The 25,775-nt window shown below is 68.4% G+C and carries 18 protein-coding genes; 4 read left to right on the forward strand and 14 right to left on the reverse strand.

Going from position 1 to position 25,775, the window contains the following annotated elements:
• Positions 1-20: 20 nt before the first annotated feature.
• From ACVPT3_RS05950 to ACVPT3_RS05970, 5 genes are all read right to left on the reverse strand, one after another.
• On the reverse strand, positions 21-2,645 hold the full coding sequence (locus tag ACVPT3_RS05950; RefSeq protein ID WP_492043244.1) for a TonB-dependent receptor: 2,625 nt from the start codon (positions 2,643-2,645) through the stop codon (positions 21-23).
• Positions 2,646-2,674: 29 nt separating this feature from the next.
• The gene (galA, locus tag ACVPT3_RS05955; protein WP_492043245.1) at positions 2,675-5,185 is read right to left on the reverse strand and encodes a beta-galactosidase GalA; all 2,511 of its coding nucleotides are present in this window, start codon (positions 5,183-5,185) and stop codon (positions 2,675-2,677) included.
• 701 nt (positions 5,186-5,886) lie between these two features.
• Entirely contained in the window at positions 5,887-7,407 is a 1,521-nt protein-coding gene (locus ACVPT3_RS05960) for a PepSY-associated TM helix domain-containing protein (RefSeq protein ID WP_492043246.1), read from the reverse strand.
• A 1-nt stretch (position 7,408) separates the two neighbouring features.
• The gene (locus tag ACVPT3_RS05965) at positions 7,409-7,969 is read right to left on the reverse strand and encodes a hypothetical protein (protein WP_492043247.1); all 561 of its coding nucleotides are present in this window, start codon (positions 7,967-7,969) and stop codon (positions 7,409-7,411) included.
• Positions 7,970-8,099: 130 nt separating this feature from the next.
• The gene (locus tag ACVPT3_RS05970; RefSeq protein WP_492043248.1) at positions 8,100-8,327 is read right to left on the reverse strand and encodes an SDR family NAD(P)-dependent oxidoreductase; all 228 of its coding nucleotides are present in this window, start codon (positions 8,325-8,327) and stop codon (positions 8,100-8,102) included.
• Between the two features lie 156 nt (positions 8,328-8,483).
• On the opposite strand from ACVPT3_RS05970, the gene ACVPT3_RS05975 reads away from it, so the two are divergent.
• The gene (locus ACVPT3_RS05975) at positions 8,484-9,515 is read left to right on the forward strand and encodes a LysR family transcriptional regulator (RefSeq protein WP_492043249.1); all 1,032 of its coding nucleotides are present in this window, start codon (positions 8,484-8,486) and stop codon (positions 9,513-9,515) included.
• Between the two features lie 168 nt (positions 9,516-9,683).
• Here ACVPT3_RS05975 and ACVPT3_RS05980 read toward each other — a convergent pair whose 3' ends face one another.
• Positions 9,684-10,442: an alpha/beta fold hydrolase gene (locus tag ACVPT3_RS05980; RefSeq protein ID WP_492043250.1), complete on the reverse strand. Its 759-nt coding sequence runs from the start codon at positions 10,440-10,442 to the stop codon at positions 9,684-9,686.
• Between the two features lie 298 nt (positions 10,443-10,740).
• On the opposite strand from ACVPT3_RS05980, the gene ACVPT3_RS05985 reads away from it, so the two are divergent.
• Positions 10,741-13,602, forward strand: a complete 2,862-nt coding sequence (locus ACVPT3_RS05985; protein ID WP_492043251.1) for an ATP-binding protein — start codon at positions 10,741-10,743, stop codon at positions 13,600-13,602.
• Positions 13,603-13,782: 180 nt separating this feature from the next.
• On the opposite strand, the gene ACVPT3_RS05990 is transcribed toward ACVPT3_RS05985, so the two are convergent.
• The 5 genes from ACVPT3_RS05990 to ACVPT3_RS06010 all read right to left on the reverse strand — a co-directional run bounded on the left by ACVPT3_RS05990 (position 13,783) and on the right by ACVPT3_RS06010 (position 17,995).
• Positions 13,783-14,265 (reverse strand): DUF2721 domain-containing protein, encoded by a 483-nt coding sequence (locus tag ACVPT3_RS05990; RefSeq protein ID WP_492043252.1) that lies wholly within the window; start codon positions 14,263-14,265, stop codon positions 13,783-13,785.
• A 102-nt stretch (positions 14,266-14,367) separates the two neighbouring features.
• Positions 14,368-14,781 carry a GFA family protein gene (locus ACVPT3_RS05995; protein ID WP_492043253.1) on the reverse strand — a complete coding sequence of 138 codons (414 nt, stop codon included), beginning with the start codon at positions 14,779-14,781 and terminating at the stop codon, positions 14,368-14,370.
• Positions 14,782-14,999: 218 nt separating this feature from the next.
• Entirely contained in the window at positions 15,000-15,686 is a 687-nt protein-coding gene (locus ACVPT3_RS06000) for an isochorismatase family protein (protein ID WP_492043254.1), read from the reverse strand.
• A 966-nt stretch (positions 15,687-16,652) separates the two neighbouring features.
• Positions 16,653-17,660 carry an aldo/keto reductase gene (locus ACVPT3_RS06005; protein ID WP_492043255.1) on the reverse strand — a complete coding sequence of 336 codons (1,008 nt, stop codon included), beginning with the start codon at positions 17,658-17,660 and terminating at the stop codon, positions 16,653-16,655.
• 23 nt (positions 17,661-17,683) lie between these two features.
• A complete protein-coding gene (locus ACVPT3_RS06010; protein WP_492043256.1) occupies positions 17,684-17,995 on the reverse strand; it encodes a putative quinol monooxygenase in 312 nt (103 codons plus the stop codon).
• A gap of 615 nt (positions 17,996-18,610) precedes the next feature.
• Between ACVPT3_RS06010 and ACVPT3_RS06015 the strand changes: the two genes are divergently transcribed.
• Positions 18,611-19,279 carry a type 1 glutamine amidotransferase domain-containing protein gene (locus tag ACVPT3_RS06015; protein ID WP_492043257.1) on the forward strand — a complete coding sequence of 223 codons (669 nt, stop codon included), beginning with the start codon at positions 18,611-18,613 and terminating at the stop codon, positions 19,277-19,279.
• 236 nt (positions 19,280-19,515) lie between these two features.
• Here the strand turns inward: ACVPT3_RS06015 and ACVPT3_RS06020 are convergent, their stop codons facing one another.
• Complete coding sequence (locus ACVPT3_RS06020) at positions 19,516-21,855, reverse strand: TonB-dependent receptor (RefSeq protein WP_492043258.1); 2,340 nt, start codon at positions 21,853-21,855, stop codon at positions 19,516-19,518.
• A 135-nt stretch (positions 21,856-21,990) separates the two neighbouring features.
• Between ACVPT3_RS06020 and ACVPT3_RS06025 the strand changes: the two genes are divergently transcribed.
• Positions 21,991-22,902, forward strand: coding sequence for a LysR family transcriptional regulator (locus ACVPT3_RS06025; RefSeq protein WP_492043259.1), 912 nt, complete (start codon positions 21,991-21,993; stop codon positions 22,900-22,902).
• 15 nt (positions 22,903-22,917) lie between these two features.
• Here ACVPT3_RS06025 and ACVPT3_RS06030 read toward each other — a convergent pair whose 3' ends face one another.
• Both ACVPT3_RS06030 and ACVPT3_RS06035 read right to left on the reverse strand, forming a co-directional pair.
• Positions 22,918-24,360 carry a spinster family MFS transporter gene (locus tag ACVPT3_RS06030; protein WP_492043260.1) on the reverse strand — a complete coding sequence of 481 codons (1,443 nt, stop codon included), beginning with the start codon at positions 24,358-24,360 and terminating at the stop codon, positions 22,918-22,920.
• A 47-nt stretch (positions 24,361-24,407) separates the two neighbouring features.
• The gene (locus tag ACVPT3_RS06035) at positions 24,408-25,700 is read right to left on the reverse strand and encodes a hypothetical protein (RefSeq protein WP_492043261.1); all 1,293 of its coding nucleotides are present in this window, start codon (positions 25,698-25,700) and stop codon (positions 24,408-24,410) included.
• Between the last annotated feature and the right edge of the window lie 75 nt (positions 25,701-25,775).

Here is a 25,775-nt window from a genome sequence, read left to right on the forward strand (position 1 = left end):
GCTTGAGGCGCGACGCGAGGTCAGTAGCGGAAGGTGGCGTCGAGGCTGAACCGGCGACCGAAGCGGGTGTTGCTGGCCAGACGGTTCTCGTCGTTGTCGTAGTAGGTGTTGACCTCTTCATCGGTCAGGTTGCTGGCCTGGAAGCGCACGCCCAGGTTCGACGTCACCTGATACGAGGCGCTGAAGTCCAGGGTGGATTCGCTGTCCAGCGTCCGCAGCGCAGACCCGTCCCAGCCGCTGATGACGGTGAAGGGGCTGTGGTACTTGTAGCCCAGCCGGCTCTCGAACTTGCCGTCGGAGTACCAGAGGTCGACCGTCGCCGTCTCGCGAGCCAGGCCGGTCGACTCCAGCGGGTTGTTGGCCGGCGAGAACTCCTTCACGTCGGAATCGACATAGGCGAAGTTGGCGTAGACGCCGAAATTCTCGAGCGCCGGGATAAAGCGGAACGGCGTCTGGAAGGTCAGCTCGATGCCGCTGATGCCGCCGCCGTCGCCGTTGAACGGACCGGTGACATTGTAGGTCACGCCGTCAATGGTGACCGGCTGGGTGAAGTAGCCGATGTGGGTCTCGACGTCCTTGTAGTAGGCGGCGGCCGCGAACAGGGCTTCCGGCGCGAAATACCACTCGTAGGACAGGTCGACCTGGTTGGCGATGTAGGGGTTCAGGTTCGGGTTGCCGGCCGTGCCCGACGGGGGCGGGCTGGTGTTGTACAGGGTGCGGCCGGCGCGCAGTTCATCCAGCGGCGGACGCGCCATGGTGCGGGCCAGGCCGAACCGCAGTTGCTGGTCCTCGGCCAGGGCGAAGGTCAGGTTCAGGCTGGGCAGCAGCTGGAAATAGTCATTGTCGATCGAGATCGGCGTCAGGGCGCCGCTGTTGACGGACCCGTACCCCTTGCTGGTGGTTTCGGTCTGAACCGCACGCATGCCGACATTGCCGGTGACGGGCAGACCCGCGAAGTCGCCGGCGAAGTCGACCTTCACATAGGCCTCGAACACCGTTTCATCGACGGACCATCCCGAGGCTTCGTCCACGGCGTCGGCGGGCTGGACGAAGCCGCCGATGGCCGCCTGGGCCACAGCGTCGAAATCGCCGTTCAGGAAGCCCGGGGTGTCGAAGTCGGAAACGGTGAAGCTGCTGAGCAGTGACGAGGGAATCGTGGCGACGATCGGCGCCTGGGTCCACAGCAGTCGTTCGTAGGCCTTGGACCGGTCAGAGGCGCGGACGCCGAACGAGGTCTTGGTGACGCCCGTTTCGCCGCCGTAGTGGGCGACGTCGAACTGGGCCGACGTCAGCTCGTCGGTCAGCTTGCCGCCGTCCGCCTGGCCGGGGACATAGTCGTACAGCGGTTGGTAGCTGGGGTCCGACGTATCATAGCTGGCGAAGGCTGACGGCGTCCGGCCCGGCGTCATGTCGACACCCGCCAGTTCAGGATAGTGTTCGGTGAAGATCGCGCGCCACAGGTTCTCGCGCTCGGCCTTCGAATAGGCGACGTCGCCGGTCAGGGTCCAGTCGCCCGAGGTCCACTTGCCGTTCAGGCCGGTGGCCAGCAGGGTCTTGTCCTCCGTGTATTTGGCGATGACGTTGGTGACCGAGGCATAGGGCAGGGTGGCGGCGACCACCGTGCCGTCGATGATGGTGTAGGAGGCGGCGGGATCGCCATAGGCCCAGGCGGACGAGCCGGCCCAGTTGCCGTAGGCGTCGTTGTTGCCAAACCAGATCTGGTTCTGGTCCTCGTCGATCTCGACCTTCGAATAGAGGGCGTCCATGTTCAGTTCGAACTGGTCGGACGGCTTCCATTGCAGGGCGCCGTTGACGCCGTTGCGGGTTTCGGTCAGGCGCTTGACCTGAGCCTGGGCGCCCCAGAAGGTGGCGTCCAGATCGCCGTCGCCGTCGATGTCGCCGGGCGAACCGCCCGTATCTTCGTCGTTCCAGCCCCAGCCTTCGAAGGTCGAATAGCCGTTCTTCTGCTCCTGGTGGGTCACGCCGAGGTTGACGCCCAGGGTGTCGGTCAGCCGATGGGTCAGGCTGGCGCTGAAGCGGGAGCCCAGCGGATCATAGTCGGGCAGGTCCTCGCCGCCCTCGTAATAGACCGCGCCCGCCGTGCCGACGAAGCTGGGGCCGCGATAGTCCAGCGGGCGGATGGTGCGGATGTTGATGGTGCCGGCGATGCCGCCGGAGATCAGGTCGGCCGACTGGGACTTGTAGACCTCGACGCCCGAGACGACTTCCGACGGGTAGATTTCCCAGCGGACGTTGCGGTCCGGCTCCGACGAGGCGACCTCGCGGCCGTTGACGAGGCCCAGCACCAGACGCGGGCCGAGGCCCCGGATCGAGGCCTGGCTCTGGTTGCCGCGGTCACGCGTGCCGTTGACGCCGGGAAGACGCACCAGTTCTTCGGCGATGGTCACGTTCGGCAGCTGGCCGATATCTTCGGAGGAGATGGCCTCGACCACCAGATCCGAGCGGCGCTTGACGCCGATCGCGTCGCGCAGAGAGGCGCGGATGCCGGTGACGACGACCTCATCGACCTGGGCGGCCTCCGTCGGCTCGGCGGCCGGGGCCTCCTGGGCCCAGACAGGCGCGGCTGCGATAAGTGCGGCCAGCGATACGCTGGCGGCGGCGATGGTCTTGCGATTGGCGGTCATGAGAAACTCCCCCTGTGCTCGCCTGATTTTCAGGTCGATTGTTTGGTGGTGCGGGCGTCGAGACGAAGCACGGCGGGGCGCAGCCCCTCCGCCCGCGCCGTGACGGTGATGGGGCCGCCTTTGCGGCCCGTCTGGACGATGGCCTGGGCCAGTCCGTTGAACAGATGTCTGCGGTCGCTGCGATCCGGCTCGTGGCTGACGGGATCGCCGTTGCCGACGCCGATGACCCGGGCGTCGCCGGCGACCTCGAACACGACCAGGTCGTTGGCGCGCGGACAGGGACGACCACGGGCGTCCACCACGCTGGCGGCGATCATGGCCACGTCCTCGCCGTCAGCGGTCAATCGTTGACGATCAACGGACAGACGCAGAGCCGCCGGGGCGCCGGCGGTCTCGCGGCGCTGGGTCGTGACCAGCCGCCCGTTCTTGAACCCGCGCGCCTCCAGCACGCCCGGCGCATAGGGCACGGACCAGGCCAGGTGACGATTGCGCTCGACGGTCTTCGATCCGACCGAGCGGCCGTTCACAAGCAGTTCGACGCGATCCAGGTTGGAATGAACCCAGACCTCGATCTCCTCGCCTTCGCGCCCTTCCCAATTCCAGTGCGGGAACAGGTGCAGCAGCGGCTCCGGGCGCCACCAGGCGCGGTAGTACCAGTAATTGTCCTTCGGGAAGCCGCAGGAATCCATCGCGCCGAAATAGGAGGCGACGCTGGGCCACCGGCTGTAGGGCGTCGGTTCGCCGCGATAGTCGAAGCCGGTCCAGATGAAGCCGCCGGCGATATAGGGCCGCTCCGCCGCAATGGTCCACCAGGCCTCGGCGGTGGAGGCCCACCAGGGATGCTCGCGGTCATAGGCCGGGACGATGTGGCGGGCCGCGTCCAGCACATATTCGCCCCGGGTCGAGACGGTGCTGCCCGTCTCGCTGCCGAGGATGGGCTGATCCGGGAAGCGGGCGTGATAGCCCTCCATCTGGGGGGTGCGATAGTTGAAGCCCAGCACGTCGACGACGCGCGACACGCCGGTGTCGAAATCCTGGTCCTTGGCGGCGGTGACAGGACGGGACGGGTCCAGACGGTTGACCAGCCGCTTCATGGTGCGGGCGATGGCGGCGCCGGTCTCGTTGCCCTGGATCGCCTGTTCCTCGTTGCCGATCGACCAGGCGATGACCGAGGGGCGGTTGCGGTCGCGCCGAACCAGGGTGGCCAGCTCGGCCATCGACTCCTCGTCGGACGACATGCGCCGCGTCTCTGCGATGACCAGCATGCCCAGCCGGTCGCAGGCGTCCATCAGCTCGGGCGTGGCCGGATTGTGCGAGGCGCGATAGGCGTTGCAGCCCATGGCCTTCAACTGCTCGATCCGCCAGGCCTGCAGCCGATCCGGGACGGCCGCGCCGACCCCGGCGTGATCCTGGTGGCAGCAGGCGCCCAGCAGTTTCAGCGGTTGCCCGTTGAGCAGGAATCCCCGCTCGGGATCGAAGGCGGCGGTCCGCACACCGAACGGGGTTTCGACGCGATCCGTCACCCGGCCGTCGGCTTCGACCTCGACGACCAGGCGGTGCAGCCGGGGATCGGACGGCGACCAGAGGGGCGCCGTGTCCCAGGCCAGATTCTGCTCAATCGCGCCGTCGCCCCAGGCGGGCGCCCCCAGCCGGGTCTCGCGCCGGGCCAGCTCCAGACCGTTCGGTGCAAGAACAAGGGCGCGGACCAGGGCGTCGCGCGGCTGATCGGACTGGTTGCGCGCTTCGATCCGCACCTTGGCGGTCGCGCCCGCGCCGCGCGGCGCGGATTGGATGAAGACGCCGTGCGGGGGGATGTGAAGCGCGTCGGTCGCCGTCAGCCGGACATGGCGATACAGGCCCGCGCCTTCGTAGAACCATCCCTCGCCGAGGCTCGCGTCGACACGCACCACCAGCCAGTTGGTCTCGCCGGGGCGGGCGACATCGGTGATGTCCACCGTGAAGGGCGTATAGCCGCCGGCGTGTTCGTCGACGATGATGCCGTTGAGGAAGACCACGACCTCACGGAAGGCCCCGTCGAACTCCATGCTCAGTCGACGCCCGGCCCAATCGGCGGGTATGTCTAGCGGACGGCGGTACCAGCCTACGCTGTTCTCGGGATGGTCGCGGCCCAGGGCGTGATAGCCGTGGGCCGCGCGAGGATCGTCCTTGTCGGGGCCGAAGCCGCCGGGGCCGGGATCATAGGGCAGGTCGATGGCCCAGTCGTGGGGGACCTGGACGGACCGCCAGCCGGAATCGTCAAAACCGGCCAGAGCCGCGTCGGCGACCGGCGAGCTCTCGGAGCCCCCGGTCTTGGCATAGGTGCGCTGGTCGCGGCCGAAGCCGAAATCCTTGTCGACGTCGGCGGCGTGACCCAGGGCGAATTTCCAGTCGAAGGCCAGCTTCAGGCTCTGTCGCGGGCCGGCGTCCGCAACAACCTCGGCCGCGGCCCGTGCGGCGAAGCCAGAGGCCACGGCGACGCCGCCCGCGCCCTGGATCAGGATGCGGCGATCGACGATGAAACCTGGCTCTTTGCGATCCAACGCGACGTCTCCCTGAGGCCTGGGACCTGTGGCCGGTCCCTTGGCGCCAGAAAACGGGCGTGGGTTCGTTCTGTCAATGAAATAATTTTCATATGCGATGCTCTAGGGCGTGGCGTCGGCCGGATTTTCGCCCCGGATCGCGCGCCCTTGCCGATCAGATTTCAGCGGGCGCGTAGTGTTTCGGCTTTTTATTGAGAGGGCTGCGCAGCGGCGACGTCATTTGGGGGCCCCGACTGGCGACATACTTTCTTAGAGGCGCGACCACGATGTTCTCTCCCCGCCCCGAATCCTCGGCCGAACCAGGCCTTCTTGCGCGCCCGCTCACCATCTCGCCCGGGGCCGCTAAAATGGGTGCGATCGTTACGGCGCGACATCGTCCGACGCCTCTGGGGCGCCCTGGTGATGAATGTCGCCGATTTGAAAGGTCTCGCCCTTGTCCGCTTCCCGGCCTCGACGGCTTGGAGCCAAAAGCGGCGGACCGGGAGGCCCTGCTCAGCGCCGCGTGGCCGGTCCTGGGTTTGCTCGCGGCCAGGCCGAGAAGCGAGACCGAAGCCGAAGCGAGCAGGACGGAGCGAAGCATGGGGGAGGCCTCTAGAAGAGCGGGTTGTTCGTGTTGAGACTGCATCTCATTATGAACTTCTCCGGGTCAAGGCGTCTTCCAAGCGCGCGGGGGAAAAGCCGCGACTGTGGCCTGAAGAGCGCTACTCGGCCGGGACAGTCTGGCGGGCCTTGGCCGCCGCCCGGCGCGGAAAGGCCGTCGTCGCCAGGACGAGGCCGATCAGGGTCAGGGGCAGGCTGATCTGGAGGGCCGCCTGGGTCGTGGACCCATGGACCAGCAGGTGGCTCGCCGGCATGGCCAGGACGGATACGCCGAGCACGAACCGCATCCACCGCGACGTCTCGGCCGCCGGCGCGGCGGTGAGCCTCATGCTGACGAGAGACCCGACGCCCAGAATGACCATCTGGCTCCAGAAGAGGGCGACGGGGTTGAGACCGGTCGGCATGGAGGCCGCGAAGGTCAGGGCGATGGCCGCCGGCGCGCCATAGACCAGCACGATCCAGAGCCGGTGAAGCCCGGGGCGCGGACGCCCTTTGCTCGCCGACTTCACCAGCCAGATGTCCATGCCGGCGGCGATCATCACCGTGAGCGCCAGGCCTAGAAGCGCATAGATCAGTTTCGCGGGCTGGCCGCCGAAATCGCCGAAATGCAGGCTGTAGACGCTTGCGGCCACCTGACGCCCGGCGGGGCCGTCCGACATATTGTGGCTGCCGACCAGATTGCCATCGGCGTCGAACCGCCAGGTTTCGCCATAGACCAGCCGATGGGGCGGCTTGGTGGTGATCTCGATGGATTCCTGGGGCGTGCCGACCATATGGACGGCGATGAAACTGATCGGCTGCTCAGGCTGGGCCGTTCGGATCTGCTGAATGGCCTTCAGGATGGCGGGATCCCCCTGAAGAACCCGCCCTCCGGTCGCGGCCTCGATTTCGGACTGGGCGCCGAAGATCGGCTCATAGGGCTTCAGCACGTTGCCGTCGTAGGCGAAGGTTCCAAGCGCCAGGGCCATCAGTTGCGCCAGACCGATCATCGTCCCGGTCAGGGTGATGGCCAGGGCGAAGGGCAGGGTCCAGGTCCCCAGACGGTTGTGAACATCGACCCGCGCCAGCTGGCCCTCCTTGCGGGGCCGCAGCGAGAAGGCGTCGCGGAACATCCGGGGATGGGCCAGGGCGCCGCCGATCAGCAGCGCCATCATGCCCACGCCGAACAGGCAGACCACGATCATGCCGAAGGTCTCCGGCAGATGCAGATAATAGTGAAGCTCGGTCAGGAAATGGGTCAGGTCATGACGGGCGTCGCCGGCATAGGCGCCTGCGGCGTCATAGGCGCGGGCCTCATGGCCCCAGCCGCCGATCATACGGGGCATGGCCTCCGTGGGCAGGCCGACGAACAGATCCGTGTCCAGCGGGCCCCGGTGCGTGTCGGCCAGCATGGCGCGGCGACTGTCCGAGATCGCCACAGCTGCGGCCTCCGGGGACACGGTGGTGAACTCCGGCAGATTGGGACGCTCCCAGCGCTCGACCTCGACATAATAGACCCCGATCCAGCCGGTGAGGCAGATCAGATAGAGGATGCCGCCGAGCGCCAGGCCCAGGACCTTATGCCCCGCCAGCAGGCGCCGAACGAAGCCGGGCGGCGACTTGGGCCAGATCGAGCGGGCCATCTTAAAGCGCCGCTGCGACAGGAACGGCGGCCGCTGCGCCGAGGAGGGTGATCAGGCCCAGCGCGCGCCAAGGCCGCACCGCGCTCAGGCCCCAGACCAGAAGGGCGGCGAAGGCGAGCAGGAAGCTGAATACGGCCAGGACGAAGCGCGTGGACTCGTGCGCCGGGGTCACGACCCAGACCAGCAGGCCGAGACACATGCTCACGGCGGGGGCGGCCGCGACGACCGCGAGCGTACGCGCGGCGACGCCGGCCCAGGAGGGCTTGCCGCGGGGTTCAGGGTTGGGAACGCGCCGTACGCTCGGAAACCGCCCCAGAGCGGGCAAGTCGACGCCTCGACCGACCAGGCCCAGGGCGGCGACTGTCAGGACCAGGACGGCGAAGGCCGCGCCCACGTCCGGCTCGAACGCGATCGCCCACAGGATTATCGACATGGCCGCAGCCGCCCAACTCACCGCCACCCAGCCTGAGTTCTGAAGATCGCCACGCCATCTCAGGTACAGCAAGGTCACGGCGCCGACGCCGGCGACAGACCCGAATAGAGCGAGGAGGATGGATGTCATCCCAGCGTCCTAGCAAACCCAGCGCCTCAATCAAGGAATTTGAGACGCATTCGCATTTGCGAGAGCGGTTCGTTGATCGCACCTGGCTGCTATCGATGACACCCTAGAGGTAGGCTGCCAGGACCTTGCGCTAGTCGTCCGCCTGACAGGCCGCAGTCGAAGGCGCCTGAATCGCCGCATTGTTCATGAGGATGTCGGCGTCGCCCAGACGATCAACCACCTCCCGGTCGAGTCGTTCGAGGGCGGACCGGTCCGACACATCGGTCTCGATGGCGAGGACGACGGCGTCTGCGGGCGCCTCTGACCGGATGTCGGTGATTGCCTGCTCCAGCCGGCCGGCCCGAGATCGGCGAGGCACATCTTCAAGCCGAGGCGGGCGAAGCGGCGGGCGGCCCCAAGCCGCCCGGGCCCGGTCCCCCTGTCCACCGCCGCGCAACAACCGGTCTTTACCCGGAATTACCCCATCGGCCGGAAGCGGAGCCTAATCTCGCTACCGCAGTGGGAGGTCGATACGATGGAATGGAGCGACATCCGGATCTTTCTTCAGGTCGCTCGCGAAGGGGCCATGGCCCGCGCCACCACGGCGCTGGAGATGGATCATTCGACGATCAGCCGGCGCATTTCGCGTCTGGAACGTGAAGCCGGTGCGCCGCTCTTTGAACGGGCGGGCCGGCGGCTGGTGCTGACGGCCGAGGGCGACAAGATGGTTCTCGCCGCAGAGAAGCTGGAATCGATTATCCTCCGCGAGGTGCTGTGTCTGTCCGAACAGTCGGCCCAGATCGCAGGCCCCGTGCGGGTCGGAGCCGCCGAGGAGTTCGGCGCCCACTATCTCGCCCGGCGGCTTCCGTCCGTCATGGCGAGACATCCGGAGCTCGAGATCGAGCTGGTGGCGACCTCCCGACATCTGTCGCTGGCGGGCCGGGAGGCGGACATCCTGATCACGCCGACGCGGCCGGTGACCGGCGACCTCAAGTTCAAGAAGCTGGTCGACCTGGCCTACGGCGTCTATGCGACCGCCGCCTATCGTGCGCGCCGCTCTCTGGAGCGGACCAGCCGGATCGAGGATCTCGGGGACGAGGTCTGGTGCGCCTTTTCGGAGCGCGTGCGACCCGGGGGCGAGGGCGAGGCGGGTCTCGCATGGGAGGCGGCCGCCCGCTACAGGACGACCAGCGTCTCCGTCCAGCTCCAGGCCGTACTGAGCGGCAGCGCCCTGGCCGTCCTTCCGTGTTTCGTGGCCGCGGACCATCCCCAACTCGAATGCCTCGCCCCTCATCGCTCCGGTTCTGATCAGAGCTACTGGATGGCGGTCCATGCCGATATGGCGCGCTATCCCCGCATCCGGGCCGTGATGGACGCTATTGATGCGGAAGTGACCCGCGACCGGCGTCTGTTCGGATCCCACGGCGCACCGGCGCCGTCGTCGGCGGAACGGCGACCGGGCCGTCCCGGCATCCTGGCCCAAGCCCTGTCGGGACCGGCGTCCGCCCTTTCGGACCGGGGGGCGATGCGCTCTGAACCGGGGGGATGGGCGGCCGCTTCGGTCTGAAAATCCATGGGGCCGTGACCGGGGTCCGAGCCACGCAACCCGCAATCTCATCCGCAGCCTTGTCCGCGTCGTGGCGCGCGGGCCTGCTGTACGGCCCCGAAAGGTTCGACGCGCCGCCTGTCCTCTATGGTCGCGGCACGCCGACCCGGAGCCAGGATTTCCAAGGTCCTATCGGGGCGATGCCGCAGCGGCCTCGATGACGGTGACCACCGCTGCGGGATGGGACACCATGGCGGCGTGGCTGCTGGCTACCTCCGTCACCGTCGCCCCGGCGCGCCCGGCCATCTGGCGCTGGGCCACCGGCGGCACGATCAGGTCGTTGGTCGTCAGGACGTAGAAGCTCGGTTTCGCCTTCCAGGCCGCGCGGGTGATCACGCCCGCACGGGCCGGCTGACCATAGGGCGTCTGGGACGCCGCCATGAAGCGCGCCGTGGCCGCGTCGACGTCGCCGGCGAAGGCCGCCGGAAACGCTTCGGGGTCGAGAATTATGTAGCCGTCCAGCAGCGGGCTTACCGGCAAGGCCGGCGCGCCGGGAACGGGGGTCGCGATCATGGACTCGACCGATTCGCCGACGTCGGGCACGAAGGCGGCGATATAGACCAGACTGCGCACCTTCGGATCGCCGCCGGCCTCGGTGATGACCGTCCCGCCGTAGGAATGGCCGACCAGAACCACGGGATGGCGCGCCCGGGCGATCGCCGCCCGCGTCGTCGCCACGTCGCCCTCGAGGGTTGCGGTCGAGATTTGCACCACCAGCACCTCGTAGCCAGCGGTCGACAGCCGGTCATGGACCTGTCGCCAGCCCGATCCGTCCACGAAAGCGCCGTGGACGAGGACGACGGACACGGGGCGGTCCAGGGTTTGCGCTCGGACGGGCGCCGTCACCAGCAGCGTCGCCGCCAGAGCGAGTGCGAGCCTGAACATCATGAATGCCTCCTGGAAAGCCGGCGGGACGCCGGATGAGAGACAGTCGGCGCGCGCGCTCCTGCCCTCAAGGCGGAGGCCTGCAACTGGCTCTTGCAGCTGGCCGCAACAGACCGACCGGGGCTCGGGCGCCTCAGCGCACGGATCAACGGCAGACCACAGGGTCCTGCAGGGCAGGCCTTTATGCCAATTTACCCCGGCGGCCGACCGAACCTGCTAAAGTGACGCGCGACAGCGGCCACAACGGCGAGCCCCCGCCGACGACCGCCGCAATGGTCGCCGGAGCCGGGCGGAGGTGGGAATGGACGCGCGAGCCTTCGCCTTTGGTCCCTTCGTGCTCCTTCCCGAGCAGCAGCTGCTGCTACGGGACGACGCGCCGGTGCGGCTGGGCGGGCGGGCGCTCGACCTGCTGACGGCCCTGGTCGAACAGCCGGGCGAACTCCTTACCAAGGCGGCGCTGATGAGGCGGGCCTGGCCGGACACCTTCGTCGACGACGCCAATCTCAAGGTCAATATGGCGTCCCTGCGTCGGGCGCTGGACGACGGCTCCGGAGCGGGACGCTATATCGCGACGGTGGTGGGGCGCGGCTACCGGTTCACCGCATCGGTGGAATGTCGCGGCCCGACCGTCCGGTCGCCCTTCTCGACTCTGATGAAGGGGGCGCACAATCTTCCCATGGCAACGACCCGGGTCTTCGGTCGGGAGGAGACGATCCGCTCCATCCGGCGGGACCTCGAGGCGGTCCGGCTGGTCTCGGTGGTGGGGCCGGGCGGCATCGGCAAGACCACGGTCGCCCTCGCCGTGGCGGAACGCTGCGTGGACGCCTTCGAGGACGGGGTGTGGCTGGTCGACTTGGCGACCTCGCGTGAGCCCGGCCTCACCGCCGGCGCCATCGCCACGGCCGTCGGCATGACCAGTCACGCCTCCGACATGCTGGGCGCGCTGTGCGACCATCTGCGCACTCGACGCGTCCTTCTGGTGCTCGACAACTGCGACTATGTGATCGATCCGGTCGCGGCCTGCGTTGATCGGCTGCTCGCGGCCGCAGCGGGCGTGAGGATTCTGACCACCACCCGCGAGCCGCTCCTGGTCAAGGGGGAGCGGGTGCGCCGGCTGGACGCCCTGGCCATGCCGCCGCCGGACGCGGCGCTCACGGCCGAGGACGCGCTCGCGTTTCCCGCCATCCAACTCTTCGTTGAACGGGCCACCGACCGGCTGGAGACCTTCAGGCTGACCGACGCCGAGGCGCCCGCCGTGGGCCGGATCTGTCGCCGGCTCGACGGGCTCGCCCTGGCCATCGAGCTGGCCGCCGCCCGCATCGACGGGTTCGGCGTCTGGGGCTTGCTGGACGAACTCGACGACCGGTTTCGGCTGCTGACAGGACGCCGGTCTGATCCGGAGCGGCATCGCACGTTGGGGGCCATGCTGGACTGGAGCTACAGCCTGCTGACTCCGACGGAGGCCGCCCTGCTTCGGGCGCTCGCCGTCTTCGCCGGTTTCTTTGACGTCAAGGACGCTGCGGCCGTCGCCCACCGCGCCGCGCCCGAGACCGCTGACGGCCTGGCGAGACTGGCGTCCAAATCGCTCGTGGTCATCGCCATCGAAGCGGACGGTGTCGCCTATCGCCTGTTGGAGACGACCCGCGCCTATTGTGTGGATCTCCTGGCCGACGCCGGTTCCGAGGAGAGGGCGGTGCGCCGACGGCATGCGGAGCGCGTCTGCGCCGTGCTCGAGCGGGCGGCGGTCGAACGCACGCGCCGTCCGGCCCAGGACTGGGGGCGCGCCTACGGACGCCTCCTGGACGATCTCAGGAGCGCGCTGGCCTGGGTCGGGCGCGACGCGACCGACCGGGCGCTGCGCGTCCGGCTCTCCGCCGCCGGCCTGCTGCTGTGGAACCATTTCTCCCTGACCGAGGAATGCCGGATGCATGTGGCCCGGGCCGTTCGCGAGCTGGAGCCGTCCGGCCTGGCGGGAACCGCCATCGAGATGCAGCTGCGGCTGTGGCTGAGCGGATCGATGATCTTCACCCGCGGGGTCGGGGGGGAGGCTATGGACCATCTGCGCAGGGCGCTGGAGATCGCCTGCCAGATCGAGGACACCGCCTACCGGCTGCGCTGCCTCATGATGATCGGCATTCATGAGATGATCCGGGGCGAACATCGCGTCGGGCATCGGTCGCTTGAGGGCTTCGCGGAGGTCGCCGCGGCCCGGGATCCGGCCAGCCTGGTCGAGAGCGAGCTGCACCTCGGCATGGCGGAGCTCTTCCTCGGCCGGCTCGGCGGCGCCCGGTCGCGGCTGGAGACGCTGCAGCAGCAGGGCCGAAAGTCCGGCGCCTACGGGGTTCGCTACCTCAACGAACCCTTCGTCGTCGCCTCGGCCGTTCTGGCCCAGGTGCAATGGCTGTCAGGGGCGCCGGAGGCCGCCCTGCGCTCTGCGCGGCACGGCGTCGCGCTCGGCCAAGCGGCGGGGCATGATCTGTCCCTCAACAACGCCCTGTCGTTCGGCTGCGCGGTTTTCTTCTGGACAGGGCGTTACGAGGAGTGCGAGCGCCACCTCGCCCTGCTGGAGGCGCACGTTCCTCGCCACAGGCTCGGCGTGAAACTTCCAATCGTGATGTTCTATCGCGCGGCGCTCGCCCTGGAGACCGGCGCGGCGACGGGCGACGCCGTCAGCGCCCTGCGCAGGGCGATCGACGAATTCCGCCAGACCGGCCATCTGGCGCGGATGCCTTGGTATATGGCCGTCCTTGCAGACGCCCTGAGGCGGTGCGGAGACCCCGAGGAGGCGGCGGCGGTCGCAGAGGCCGCCCTCGACCTGGCCCGGGCGCAGGAGGAGGCCTGGTGTCTGCCAGAGGTGCTGCGCATCCGCGCCGCCGTGCGACGGGCGCATCACAGCGCGGATGCGGAGGCGAGCCTGACGGCGGCGGCGGAAGCCGCCGGGGCCCTCGGCGCGGCGTCATGGGCCCTGCGGGTCGCCGTCGATCTGGCGCGGCTTCGCCTCGATGCGGGCGACAGGCCCGGAGCCCGTCAGGCGCTCCTGCCCGTCCTGGACGGCTTCCGCGAAGGCTTCGCCACCCGGGATCTGATCGAGGCGACGCAGTTGTCGGCCGCCTTGGATCCCGGCCGCCGCACCCTCGCCGGGGATGGCGGGGGGATCCGGTGACGGTGCAGACGCTGCGCCTTCGACCTGTTCGTTGTCTACTCCGAGCGGCAGTTGCGCCTGCGGGGCGAGCGCCCTTTGGACGCGGCGGCCTGCCGACCTGCACGACGCGCTTGGCCCGTCGCGCGCGGATCATCCGCTCGTGGGCCCGGCCGGCCTGACACGCCGCTTCGGCGATGGGCCCTAATCCGCCCCGGTCGTCGGCGCGACAGCGTCCTTGCGTGCGAGGTGTCCGATGTCGACGTAAAAGAGGTCCAGGGCCAGCCGGATCTCGATCAGGAGATTGAGCAGGCCGAGCATGGTCAGGACCATGGCGGCGATGAAGATGCCGGCGACCAGCAGACTGATCGGCAGGTGGGTCAGGCTGAAGATGAACAGCAGGGCGATCACGATGCAGACACAGAGCGCCGACGCGACCAGAAGCAGAATGGCCCGGTTACTGAACCGCACCCGGGCCGGGATCACGGCCAGCTCCCGCTGCTGGATCGCGGTCAGGGGCGCGCCCTGACCGGTCAGGTCCTCGAGCACCCGGGCCCGGTCGATGACGCGGGCCAGACGGCCGGTGGCCACGGCGAGCATGGAGCCGATGCCGGCCAGCAGGAAGACGGGCGTCACGGCGAGCTGGATCATGTTCGCCATGGTGGAGATCGAAGACCAGCCGGTCATCGTCGCGACCGGAAGGCGGCGACGCGGCTTGCAAGACTTTCCCGGGGCGAGGGCATTGGGAGGAGTCTCCGGCGGTTCCGCTTCCATCGCCCGGCGAGCGGATCAGCTCGGCATGGCCTCGAACTGGGGCGTGTCCAAGGGAGCCGCCCAGGGCAGCCGTCGCTTGGTGTACATCTCCAGCTTGGGCGTGATGCCGGAGGGATCGTCCAGGCTACCCAGCTGAACGAAGACCAGGCCAGGGAAGGAGTCCAGATTGCTGGTGTAGAGCCGGGCGCCGCACGACGGGCAGAAATTGCGGTCGAGTTTGCCGCCGGAGTCGGCCACGAAGCCGTAGGCCGTCGGCTGACCACGCGTCAGCGTGAAGTCCGTATCCGGCACGCCGAACCAGGTGGCGGCCTCGCCGCCCGACGCCTTCTTGCAGTCGAGGCAATGGCAGACGGCGATGAAGTCCGGATCCGTATCAAACTCGAACGCGACGGCGCCGCAGGCGCATCGGGCCGTGTGTTTCTTCGTCATGACCAGAGTTTCCCTGTTCGCTTCGGCTCACGCGCCCGTCTGGGCAGGCCTGATCTAGGCGATGAACGCGGCGACGCCGAAGTAAAATGGAGTAAATTCAGGCGACGGCATCGGGATCCGAAGCGGGGGGGCGGTCTTGAACGCCTCGACGGCTCCGGCTCGCGGAGGCGCCCGATCGGGGGTAGAGGGGGGGGGCTTCGGGTGGGTGCGGTCGGTGCTCAGCCGGGGCCGGCCGCGGTTATCCCCTCGCGGGCCCTGTGGTAGCTCTCGATCACCGCCGCATAGTTGGGCGCCGCCATCCCGTACAGCTTGGCCAGTTCCAGGGCTTCGGGCCGATCCCAGGTCCTGTGCAGTTCGGACAGGACCGCGTTGGTGGTGGTCGGTTTGACTCCGCCCTGGGCCAGACGGGCCAGGGTGGTGCGCGAAACCATCTCGCTCGGGTCGCCCGAGGCGTCCATCACCGCATAGACCTCATAGCCGGCGGCACGGGCGTCCAGGGCCGGAAAGGCGACGCAGACGCTGGTCCAGACCCCGGCCATGACCAGGGTCCTGCGGCCCGTCGCGCGGACATGGTCGACGAAATCGACGTTGTCCCAGGCGTTCACCTCGCCGTGGCGCGCGACATGGACAGCGTGTCGGGCCTGGGCATGGATTTCAGGCATCAGGGAGCCGTTGCTTCCACCCGGGTCGGAGGCCGTGGTGATAATCGGCAGGTTCAGCAAGGTCGCGAACCGGGCGATCGCCTCAACGTTGCGGCGCAGGTCAGCGACGGGAATATCCTTCACGGTCTGGAACAGACCCGACTGGTGGTCGAGGAGCAGGATCAGGGTGTCGGCCGGGTCCATCAGGGCCTGACCGCCTCCGGTGGGCAGAACGCTGGTCCGGGTCGTAGGGGACATCGTCATGTTCATCTCTTGCCTGGGACTGTGTCCGGCTCGGGGACCGGCCGCTGACCGGACCTGTCGATGACGGCGCCGTGGACCAGGGCATGGGCGCGGGAGGCGGGCATAGGGCATCCAGCTTGAAAGACGCGGACCGACGCCGGCCGGGCCGGCGCGACACGGCCAACCTCCTGCCGACCGGACGCGACGCCAAGTAAGCTCCGGTAAAATCCCGCTTCCGGGCAGCGATGGAGACTGCGAGAGCGGCCGTTCCGTATCGGCATCGACGGCGCTGCTCCTGGCACTAGGCCTGGATGCGGGGATCCGTCGAGGAGCTCGAGGCGACCGGAGAGGGTCGCCTCGTTCGGCCATGCCCGATGGGTTCGCGGCGAGGCTGCGCGTCCTCGAGGCGGCCGACCGGACAGCCACGGAAGAATACGCCGCACTTGTGCAGCGGTTCTACGAGCGGCGCCGGTTCCGGGTCCCCCCGACTCCCGAGGTGCTTGCGGCGTTCGACTCCCTGTCCCGTTCAATCGCCTATCAGGCGATGAACGGCCCGCGCGAGTTCAAGATCGGCGGAGTGATCCGCGACCGGGGCCGCCGGGCGGACCTCGCAGCCGTCACCCAGGACGCCCCGATCACCACCGGGGCGCTCGACGAGATCACCCTCGACTGTCACGAGACGATCCGGGACGGGGTCGCCGGACCGGTCGAGCTGGTGGTGATGGAGGACTGTTCGCACCTCACGATGGCAGAGCGACCGGACCCCTACGCTGATCTGTGCGGATCGTCGTCGCCGCGGTCGAGCCCGTCACGCTCCACGAAAGGACGGCCCGGTCCCGCGACGCGTGGGGGCCGGGCCTGGACCGGGAGAGGGCGTCAGGGGGAGCTCCCGGCGTCGGGGGACGACGCGCCACGGTCCCATTTCGGGGCCGTCCGGCCAAGGGCGAGGCGTGCACAGGCCAGTTGCGTTGAATGCGCCTGGGACCGTCAGGCGGGAAGAGGCGCTGTGGGGTCAACCAGACCGGCGGCGCGCAGGTCCGACCAGAAGGCGGCGGGGACGATCTCCTCATAGGCGGCGCGGTCCTCGGCGATGCGTCCGGGACGGCTGGCACCGGGGATGACGGCGGCCACGGCCGGATGGGCCAGGGCGAAATGCAGGCCGGCGGCCTTCATCGTGATCCCGTGCCGGTCCGCCAGCGTCCGGATCCGGGCGACCTTGTCGAGGATGGCCGGCGTGGCCGGCGCGTATTCGAAGTTCGGCCCGCCCACGAGGGCGCCGGAGCTGTAGGGACCGCCGACGACGATGCCGAGGCCGCGCGCCTCCACGTCCGGCATGACGCGTTGCAGGGCCCGGCTGTGATCCAGAAGCGTGTAGCGGCCGGCCAGCAGAAAGCCGTCGGGACGCGGCTCCTCCAAAGCCAGGACGGTCTCGATCGCCTCGACCCGGTTCACCCCCAGGCCCCAGGCCTTGATGACCCCTTCGTCGCGTAGTCGGTCCAGCACACGAAAGGCGCCGGTCCGAGCCTCCTCGACCTTGGACAGCCAGGCGTCGCCATAGAAGTCCTGGGCGATGTCATGGACCCAGGCGATGTCGATGCGATCGGTCTTGAGACGGATCAGGCTGTCCTCGATCGAGCGCAGGGTGGCGTCGGCGGTGTAGTCGTTCACGATCTTGTTCGGACGACCGTATTTGAAGACGTCGCCCTTTTCTCCGAGATCGCGGGCCGAGACGTCCTCGACCGCGTCGAGCACGAGGCGACCGACCTTGGTGGAGAGGCCGTAGGCGTCGCGCGGCTTGCCGGCCAGGGCGTCGCCCATGCGCATCTCGGCCAGCCCGGCGCCATAGAAGGGGGCGGTATCGTAATAGCGGACGCCGTCGGTCCAGGCGGCCTCGACGGTGGCGTGGGCCTCGTCCTCCGGAATGGCGCGGAACATGTTTCCGAGCGGCGCGGCGCCGAAGCCGAGACGGGTAGGTAAAAGGGATTTGAGCGACATGGGATATTCCTCGGTAGTACGAGTCAGGCCACCGAGACCGGCGACAACACCCAGGCGGTGCGGTCGGCGAGGTCGGCGATGCGGGACAGATAGGTCTGGAAATGCGGGCTTGCCCGATGGGCCGCCACGGCGTCGGAGTCGACGTAGAGCTCGTCCAATACAAACCGGCCGGGCTCGGTCGGGTCGGCCCACAGGTCGTAACGCAGATTGCCGGGCTCGGCGCGTGAGGGGGCGATCATGTCGTCCAGCAGAAGGCGTAGATCTTCGATCTTGCCGGGCCGGGCGGCGAGGACCGCGACGGTCTTGGCGATTTTCGGCTGAGCGGCGTCTGGCATGCGGGGATCCTTTCTGGGGCGGAGCGGCGGCTTGCCGGTTCTCACCGTCCTCGCGCTGCGGCGCGGTCGAGAGCGGCGACCAGCCGGGCCGCGAACGGATGGTCTGACTATGGATTCTGGCCGGTGACGAGGTTGCGGTCTTCGACGACGTTCGGTGAGTTGAACAGCCCGCCGCCCGCCGTCTCCAGCGCATCGACTATGTTAAACCAGAGTTGGCGTTCAGGATGTCATCCTCCACGACCTTCTCCTTGCTATTGGAGAAGACCGTCGTCCGGTAGGCCGTATATCGCCAATCCCTCGCCCATTCATGGGCCTTGACAGGGGCACCGACTATCAGGGCGGAGCGGCGATCCCGGGGGGCGGCGCCCGCGCCCTGCTCCGAAATTCTGCATAAGGCTCGTGCCGTTACGCCGCTTGTCCGGCCGCGCGCGGCGGCTGAACCTCGCGCGGTGGCCTGCGGCGCCGCAGAGACCACGACCACCCCGGCGCACGACGACGCCTCGCCAAACGGTGGCGGGCACTGGCCAGAGGTGTCGTGGCCGGATGTTCGAAGGTCCCGGCCGCCCCCGGACCGCCCGGGATCGAGATTTGACCCATTCGACCAAGGAGACCGAAATGACCAAACACGTCCTATTCATCGTCACCAATGCTGCGGTGATCGGTCCCAAGAACCGCCGAACCGGCTTCTTCTTCGCCGAGGTGGCCCATCCGTTCGACGTTCTCGACGGCGCCGGGGTGGCGGTGGAGTTCGCGTCGCCCGCAGGTGGATGGACGCCGTATGACGCCTATGACGAAAGCGATCCGGCCCAGAAAGGGTTTCTGGAGAGCAGGGCCTTCCGCCGGCTGAACCGCAGCCGCAAGCTGTCCGAGGTCGATGCGGCTGACTATGACGCCATCCTGATGCCCGGCGGGCTCGGGCCTATGGTCGATATCGCCCGCAATGCGGAGGTTCAGCACGCCGTCGTGCGGGCCTGGAGCACCGGCAAGATCGTCACTGCCGTATGCCATGGGCCGTGCTCGCTGCTGGGCGTCGACCTGGGCGACGGGATCCCCTTCGTCAAAGGCAAGAAGCTCACGGGCTTCTCCGTGAAGGAAGAGCTCGATTATGCCCGCGACGACGTGCCCTACGAGCTTGAGGAAGCCCTCATCGCCGAGGGCGCCGACTATTCCTCCGCCGACACCTGGCAGCCCCATGTGGTGGTCGACGGCCGCCTGATCACCGGACAAAATCCGGCGTCGGCCGGCCCTCTCGCCAGGGAACTTCTGATGGCGCTGAAGGTCTGAGAGGCTGAGGGGGCCGCCGGAAGGGCAGGGATACGGGATGCCCGGACAGTCTTTTCTTTGTGTGTTCGCGCCGTCCGGCGGAGGCGCCTGCCGAATGGACGGCTCCGCCCGATTCTGCAGGGCCGTCCTGCGTGTGGCGCGGTACCCCGCCGCCGGGAGGAGCGCGGGTCTGACTCCCGCCGCCGGGCTTGCATCGGCCTTAACTTTGGCAAGACGTGAGGACGATCCCGGCGGTTCTAGAAGCTCGCCCTGAGTTCGGCTCCGATGAACCGTGGCGCGCCGACCGTGCATCGCAATGCGGTCGAGCCGGTCGTGGCGTTGCGAAGGCCGAACGGGCCGTCATAGGCCTGGACGAATATGCTGGTGCAATAGTCCTCGTCGGCCAGGTTCTGGCCGTAGAGCGACATCTGCCAGCGCGCGCTCGGGTCCGTCAGCGCAAATCTGAGGTTCAGAAGCGAATAGCCGGGCTGGACCGCGTCCGGGTTGTCGCCGTCGCCCCCGACGTTCTGGTCCGTGACGAAATACAGGTCGCTTCGGACCGACCATTCCCAACCGCCCGGCAAGACGTCCTCAAACTCGACCGTCCAGCTTCCTTGCCACTTCGGCGTCCAAGGCGCGCGGCCGCCTGTCAGATCCTGGGTCCCCCCAAATCCCGGCAAGTTCGGGGCGTCGGGATAGGACAGGTATTCAGAGTCGAGATATGCCGCGCCGACCGAGGTCGAGAGCCGCTCCTCGACCCTCCACCGGGCCTCAGCCTCGGCGCCCTGCTGGCGCAATTGGGCGGCGTTGCGGGTCAGGAACCGAAGGCCGTCCCACGAGCGGACCTGAAAGTCCTCGATGTCGGTTCGGTACAGGGCGCCGTTGAAGATCAGCCCGCCGTCCAGCCAGGAGGAGCGGGCGCCGACCTCCCAGTTTTCATTGGTTTCCGGGTCGAAGATCCGGTTCTGCCCGAGCGGCGTGGTCGAGGCGGCGCTCTCGAACCCTCCGGCCTTGTAGCCCGTCGCGTAGGACGCGTAGAACATGAGATCCGGCTGGGGAGTCCAGGTGGAGATCAGCCGATAGGTGAGCTGGTCGTCTTCGTAGGCGAGTTCGGTGTTTTCGGGGCCCCTGAGTAGGTCGGCGGTGTTGTTGCGCACCTGGTAGATGGAGCCGCTCTTTTCCTCGCTGGTGTAACGGGCGCCCAGGGTCACGTCCCAGGTGTCCGTAAGATGCACCACGCTCTCCCCGAACGCAGCGAAGCTGCTCGCGTCCTGGATCAGCCCGTTGTAGCCCGCGTCGAGAAGCGGGCCGGCGAGACAACCCGCGAGGCGCGCCGGCAGGGCGTTGCGAATGAACCGGTCGCAATAGTCGAAGCCCAGATCGGTCCGGTCGTAGGTCGTGTAGTCTTCCTCGAAACTGTAGAGGCCGAGCACGAAGTCCAGACGACCGCCCATCAACTCCCGCTCCGGGGAGATTAGCTGGACTTCGTGGGACACGCTCTCGCTCGTGAAGCGGGCGACGCGGGTGGCCAGGTCATACGGCGTCAGAAAGACGTCGCCTTCGGCCTGTTCGTTGGTCCAGTCCCGGTAGCCGGCGATGTAGCGCAGGCTCCAGCGATCAGCGAAATCCCAGACCAGATCGCTGGTCGCCCCGACCTGCATGTCCTTCAGCCAGCCGTTGTGGAAGTGATTGACGCGCTCGTCGAAGGGGTCCGAGAAATCAGGCAGGTCGGCCACCTCGGGTCCCGCGCCGTCGCGGTCCAGTCGGGCCCGGAAATTGGCGATTGACGTCGGCGTGAGGGTGGACGGCATCAGCTCTGAATGGGGGGCGCCGTCGCCCCGGATGTTCTGGTGGTCCAGCCGTCCAATCCAGCGGAGCCGGTCGTTGATGTCCCATCTCAGGCTGGCGCGCGCCAGGAAGTCCGTGCGCTGGCCGACCGTATCGTCCATCCGTTCATTGTAGACCGGCCCATCGGTGCGCGAGCCCGCCACGGCCAGCCGCGCCGCGAGGGTGTCGCCCAGGGGCAGATTGCCGATCGCGCGGTAGCCCGCCGTATCCCAGCTCCCATAGGAGACCGCGGCGTCCAGCGACGGTTCGTACCCCGGCGCCTCGGTGTTGATGCTGATCACGCCCATGGTGGTGTTGCGGCCGAAGAGCGTGCCTTGCGGCCCGCGGAGCACCTCGACGCTGTCGATGTCCACGAGATTGCCCAACAGGGCGGCCGGCCGCGCGATATAGACGCCGTCCAGAAACAGGCCGACGCTCGGCTCGATCCCGCTGTTCCCGGCGCTGCCGACCCCCCGGATCTGGATGCGCTGATTGGCGATCTGGGTGCCGCGCGTGACCTCCAGGCCCGGGGCGAGAATCTTCAGGTCGGAGACCCGCTCGATGTTCGTGTCGTCAAGCGTCTCGCCGCTGATGGCGACAATGGAGATCGGGACGTCCTGGATGTCCTGAGCCCGCTTCTGGGCGGTGACGATGACATCGTCCAGAGCCGCCGGCTGCGGCGTCGCCTCCTGGGCGGCGGCCGAAGCGCCCCAGGCCAGTGCGATGGCGGATGCCGAGCCGGCAATCCTGTAACGTCGGGCCATGATCATGGCGTTCCCCCTGTCCTCAAGCGGTTCAGACGCCGCTCATTGTCGGGAAGGATGGATGCAAGCCTTCCGGCCTGAAAACAGATATGTCTTCCGGAGAGTCATAGACGTGAGTTATGTCTGGCGCGGGGGACCGACATGGATATCCACCGGCTTCGTCTTGTCCTGGCCATCTGCGAGTGCGGCAGCATAGGCAAGGCCGCCCGCGAACTCCGGGTGTCCCAGCCGACCCTGAGCAAGACGCTCGCACGGCTGGAGGACCAGTTGGGCCAGGTCCTGTTCCAGCGAGGCCGGGGCGACTCGGCGACGCCGACGATCTTCGCCCTGCATGTCGCCGACCGCGCCCGTGAAATCCTGCGCTGGACCGACCGGCTCGACCGGGAGATATCGCTGCTGGCCGGCGGCGAGGCGGGCCGGGTGCGCATGGGGGTTGGTCCCGGCGCCAAGGTCCTCATGCTGCCGCAACTCATCACCGAGATCCTGAGGCGCTTCCCCCAGTTGCACCTGGACCTCGACGTCCGGGCCTCCGACGAACTCCATGATCGCCTGTCGGAGGGCCAGTTCGACCTCATTGTCGGCCACTTCAGCCCGTTCCTGGAGTCCCCGGGCATGCAGATCGTTCCGCTGTTCGAGGAACCCGGCGCATCGATCGTGCGCGCTGGACATCCGCTCGACGGGCGGGAGGCGCTGACCTGGACGGAATGCCTCGCCCATCCTCACGTCTCGACTGTCCGCTACAAAACCTACGCCCCGTTCTTCTCCGAGGGACTGCCGCCTGAGGCCGAGCAGATTTTCACCACCGTGCGGACGTCGGATATGGACAGCGCCCGGGCGCTGATCGTCGAACGGGACTTCGTCGGCTTGGCCTCCCCCTTCATCTTCATGGACGAAATCGCCAGCGGGGAGTTCGTCATCCTGCCGCTTCCGCGGCGTTACCGGTCTGCCTGCTCCGTCGCGGTCACCCAGGAAGCGGCGCATTTTCCGGTGATCCTGCAGATCATCGAGCTCATCAAGCAGTGCGCGACGGACCGGGGCCTCACGTTGCTTTGACCTCGCCGGCCGCGGTCAGGCGCCGCGCTCGCGCAGATGTCGGGCCATTCCGATGGCGGCGAGGAAATAGTGCGTCGACGCCCAGAGATAGAAAAGGAAGGTGACGATCAGTCCGCCGCGTGTGCCGTCCGCGAGCGCGGTACGGCAGGCCTGGACAACCCCGGAGGGGGCGCCGGGCGGGGCCACGCCGCCCGGGCAGGCGGCGGAGAAGGTCGCGGCGTCTCCGGCTCCGCCGGCGAACCAGGCTGACACGAGCGTCCAGACATCGCCGGCGTCTGCTCCCGCGAAACGCACGCCCGCCAGTTGGTCGATCACCCAGCCGGTGAAGGGCGGACCGCCGGCCAAGGCGATCAGGTTCAGGAACAGGAGCAGGACCGCCGTGGCGGTGGCCCGGCGGCGTATGTCCACCGAGTTCTGTATGACGCCGAAGGTGGGCCCGAGGTAGGCGTAGTGGAACAGGCCGGGGATCAGCAGGACCAGGGCCGCAGTCTCCCACGACGTCCGCGTATAGGCGAGGATGTACAAGGGCGTGCAGATCGCCAGGCCGATGGCGGGCGTCAGCGCGTACCAGGCTGGGCTGAGGCGGGCGAGGCGATCGGCCAGGAAGCCGCCGCCCAGGGTGCCGATCCCGGCGCCGACGCCGCCGGCCACCCCGACAATCAGGCCGACGGTGGTCAGGTCGATGGGGAAGGCCGCCACGAAATACTGAGGCGCGAACTGACCTGACCCGTACAGGCCGAACGAGACCAGGGTGATGCCGAGGACCATGTGGAGCACCGGCCATTTGCCGAACAGGGACCGGACCACCGACCCGATTTCTCGCAGTTCGTGGCCGAGGGAGACCGGCGGGGGCGACGCCGCCGGCGGGGCCGGCAGGCCGGCCGCGCGGCGGGCCTCGGCGTCGGCGCGACCGCGCTCCGGCTCCTTGACCAGCAGCTTGAACGCCACGGCCAGGACGACGCCGGGCACGCCGACCACGACGAAGGCCCAGCGCCAGCCCAGGGTCTGGGCCAGCCAGCCGCCGGCCGCGGCGCCGAACATGACGCCCAGCGGCACGCCGAGACCGTAGACGGCCATGGCGGAGGCGCGCTTTCGGGGTTCGAAATAGTCGCTGATCAGACTGTGGGCGGGCGGCGAGCACCCGGCCTCGCCCACCCCGACGCCGAAGCGGCACAGGGCCAGCATGGCGAAATTGCCCGCCAGACCGCACAGGGCGGTGAAGCCGGACCAGATCACCAGGGACAGGGCCAGGATGTTGACCCGGCTGAACCGTTCGGCCAGCCGGGCGATGGGGATGCCCAGCAGGGTGTAGAGGAGGGCGAAATAGAGCCCGCCCAGAAGGCCGATCTGCGTCGAGGTCAAACCGAGATCGGCGCGGATCGCCGGGCCCAGGATCGACAGGATCGTCCGGTCGATGAAGTTGACGGTGTAGGCCCCCAGCAGAAGCCCCAGGACCATCGATCGGTAGCCCCTGACGTAGGGGAGGGGCGGAATCGGCTGCGTCGTCATACCGTCGCTCTCGAGCCCAGAACCTCGGCGAGCGCGGCGCGAAGCGCGTCCGACACGGGACGGACCAGGTTCCCGGACACGCACCGCATGTCGTCGTTCCGGCTGTGGTGGAAGCGGTGGGCGCCGAAGAAGCCCGCGGCGGACGGATATCCCGCCCGCAGGATATTGGTCAGTTCGCCGGCCGAATTCTCGACCGTGGCCGGATAGACCGCCTCCAGCCCCGGCTGGCCGGCGAAGGCGCGGCCGAAGGCGTCCCGCAGGTCGGGACTGGCCAGCAGATAGCGCTGGGAATCCGGGCCCGGAAGCGGTCGCATGGGGTGGGTTTCGTGCCAGTCGCGGGCGGCCAGATTGGCGCCGATATGAACCCAGAGACGGGTCCGTTCCGGCGGCGGGGCCTGTTCATGAAGATACCGCTCGCCGCCGAGATTCTCGTATTCATGGCCGCTGATCGCCACCAGTTCGATGTCGATATCGTCCCGCCGGTCCGCCAGCCAGAGGGCGGCCGCCAGCCAGACGGCGATTCCCGATCCCCGCTCGCCCGCACAGCCGAACCACCCGGATCGCGGGGTCGACAGAACCACGCTGCGCCGGGCGTTTCGAGACAGACGGGCGATCAGGTTGAACGCGGGCCGGTGACCGCCTTGTCCCGTCATGACCAGCCGCCCGCTCCGCCCCTCTGCGGCTGCGTCGAGGAAGACCGGCGCGTCCGCGGGCGCCAGGACCGCGGTCGGGCCCGCCTTCGGGTCACGATGCGCCGGCGCGTTGAGCGCCAGGGCGTCACCGGTCGGTCCCGTCGTCACCAGAACGGCCGCCGCCGCGCCCCGCGCCCAGACCCTGGTCAGGGCCGAGGTGATGTATGGATCCAGCGCGCTCGACCACCGGCGGGACGGCAGGACGACTAGGGCGATGGCGCCGTCGAGCTGGCCCTCGCCCAGAGCCAGCCTGAGCGGCGCGTTCACGCCGCCAACGGCCGTCGGCGTCACGACGGCCTGGGGAACAACGGTCGCCGTAAGCCCCTCGATGGAAAGAGTCGCCTGCTCGCTCTCGAACCAGGGGGCCTCGAAATACTGGCGCGAGCATCGGTAGCCGGCGCGCGTCAGTTCCGCCTCCAGCCAGTCCCCGGCCCCCGTGTCGCCCGGGCCGCCCGAGGCCTTGTCGCCAAGGCCGACGTATCTCTCGACAACCGTCTGGTGCCAGGCGTCGTCGAGGGAAAGTCTGGCGACCGGCGCCCCGACGGCCAGGCCGCCGCCGGCGACGCCGAGGAACAGACCGCGACGGGATGGGGTCATTGCAGGCTTCTCCGCCGGCCTGACCCCTGGAGTTCCGTCATCATCGTTCGTTCTCCCGAGCCCGCGCCTTCAGCA

It is taken from the genome of Brevundimonas sp. FV1ps31S (genome assembly GCF_058681265.1).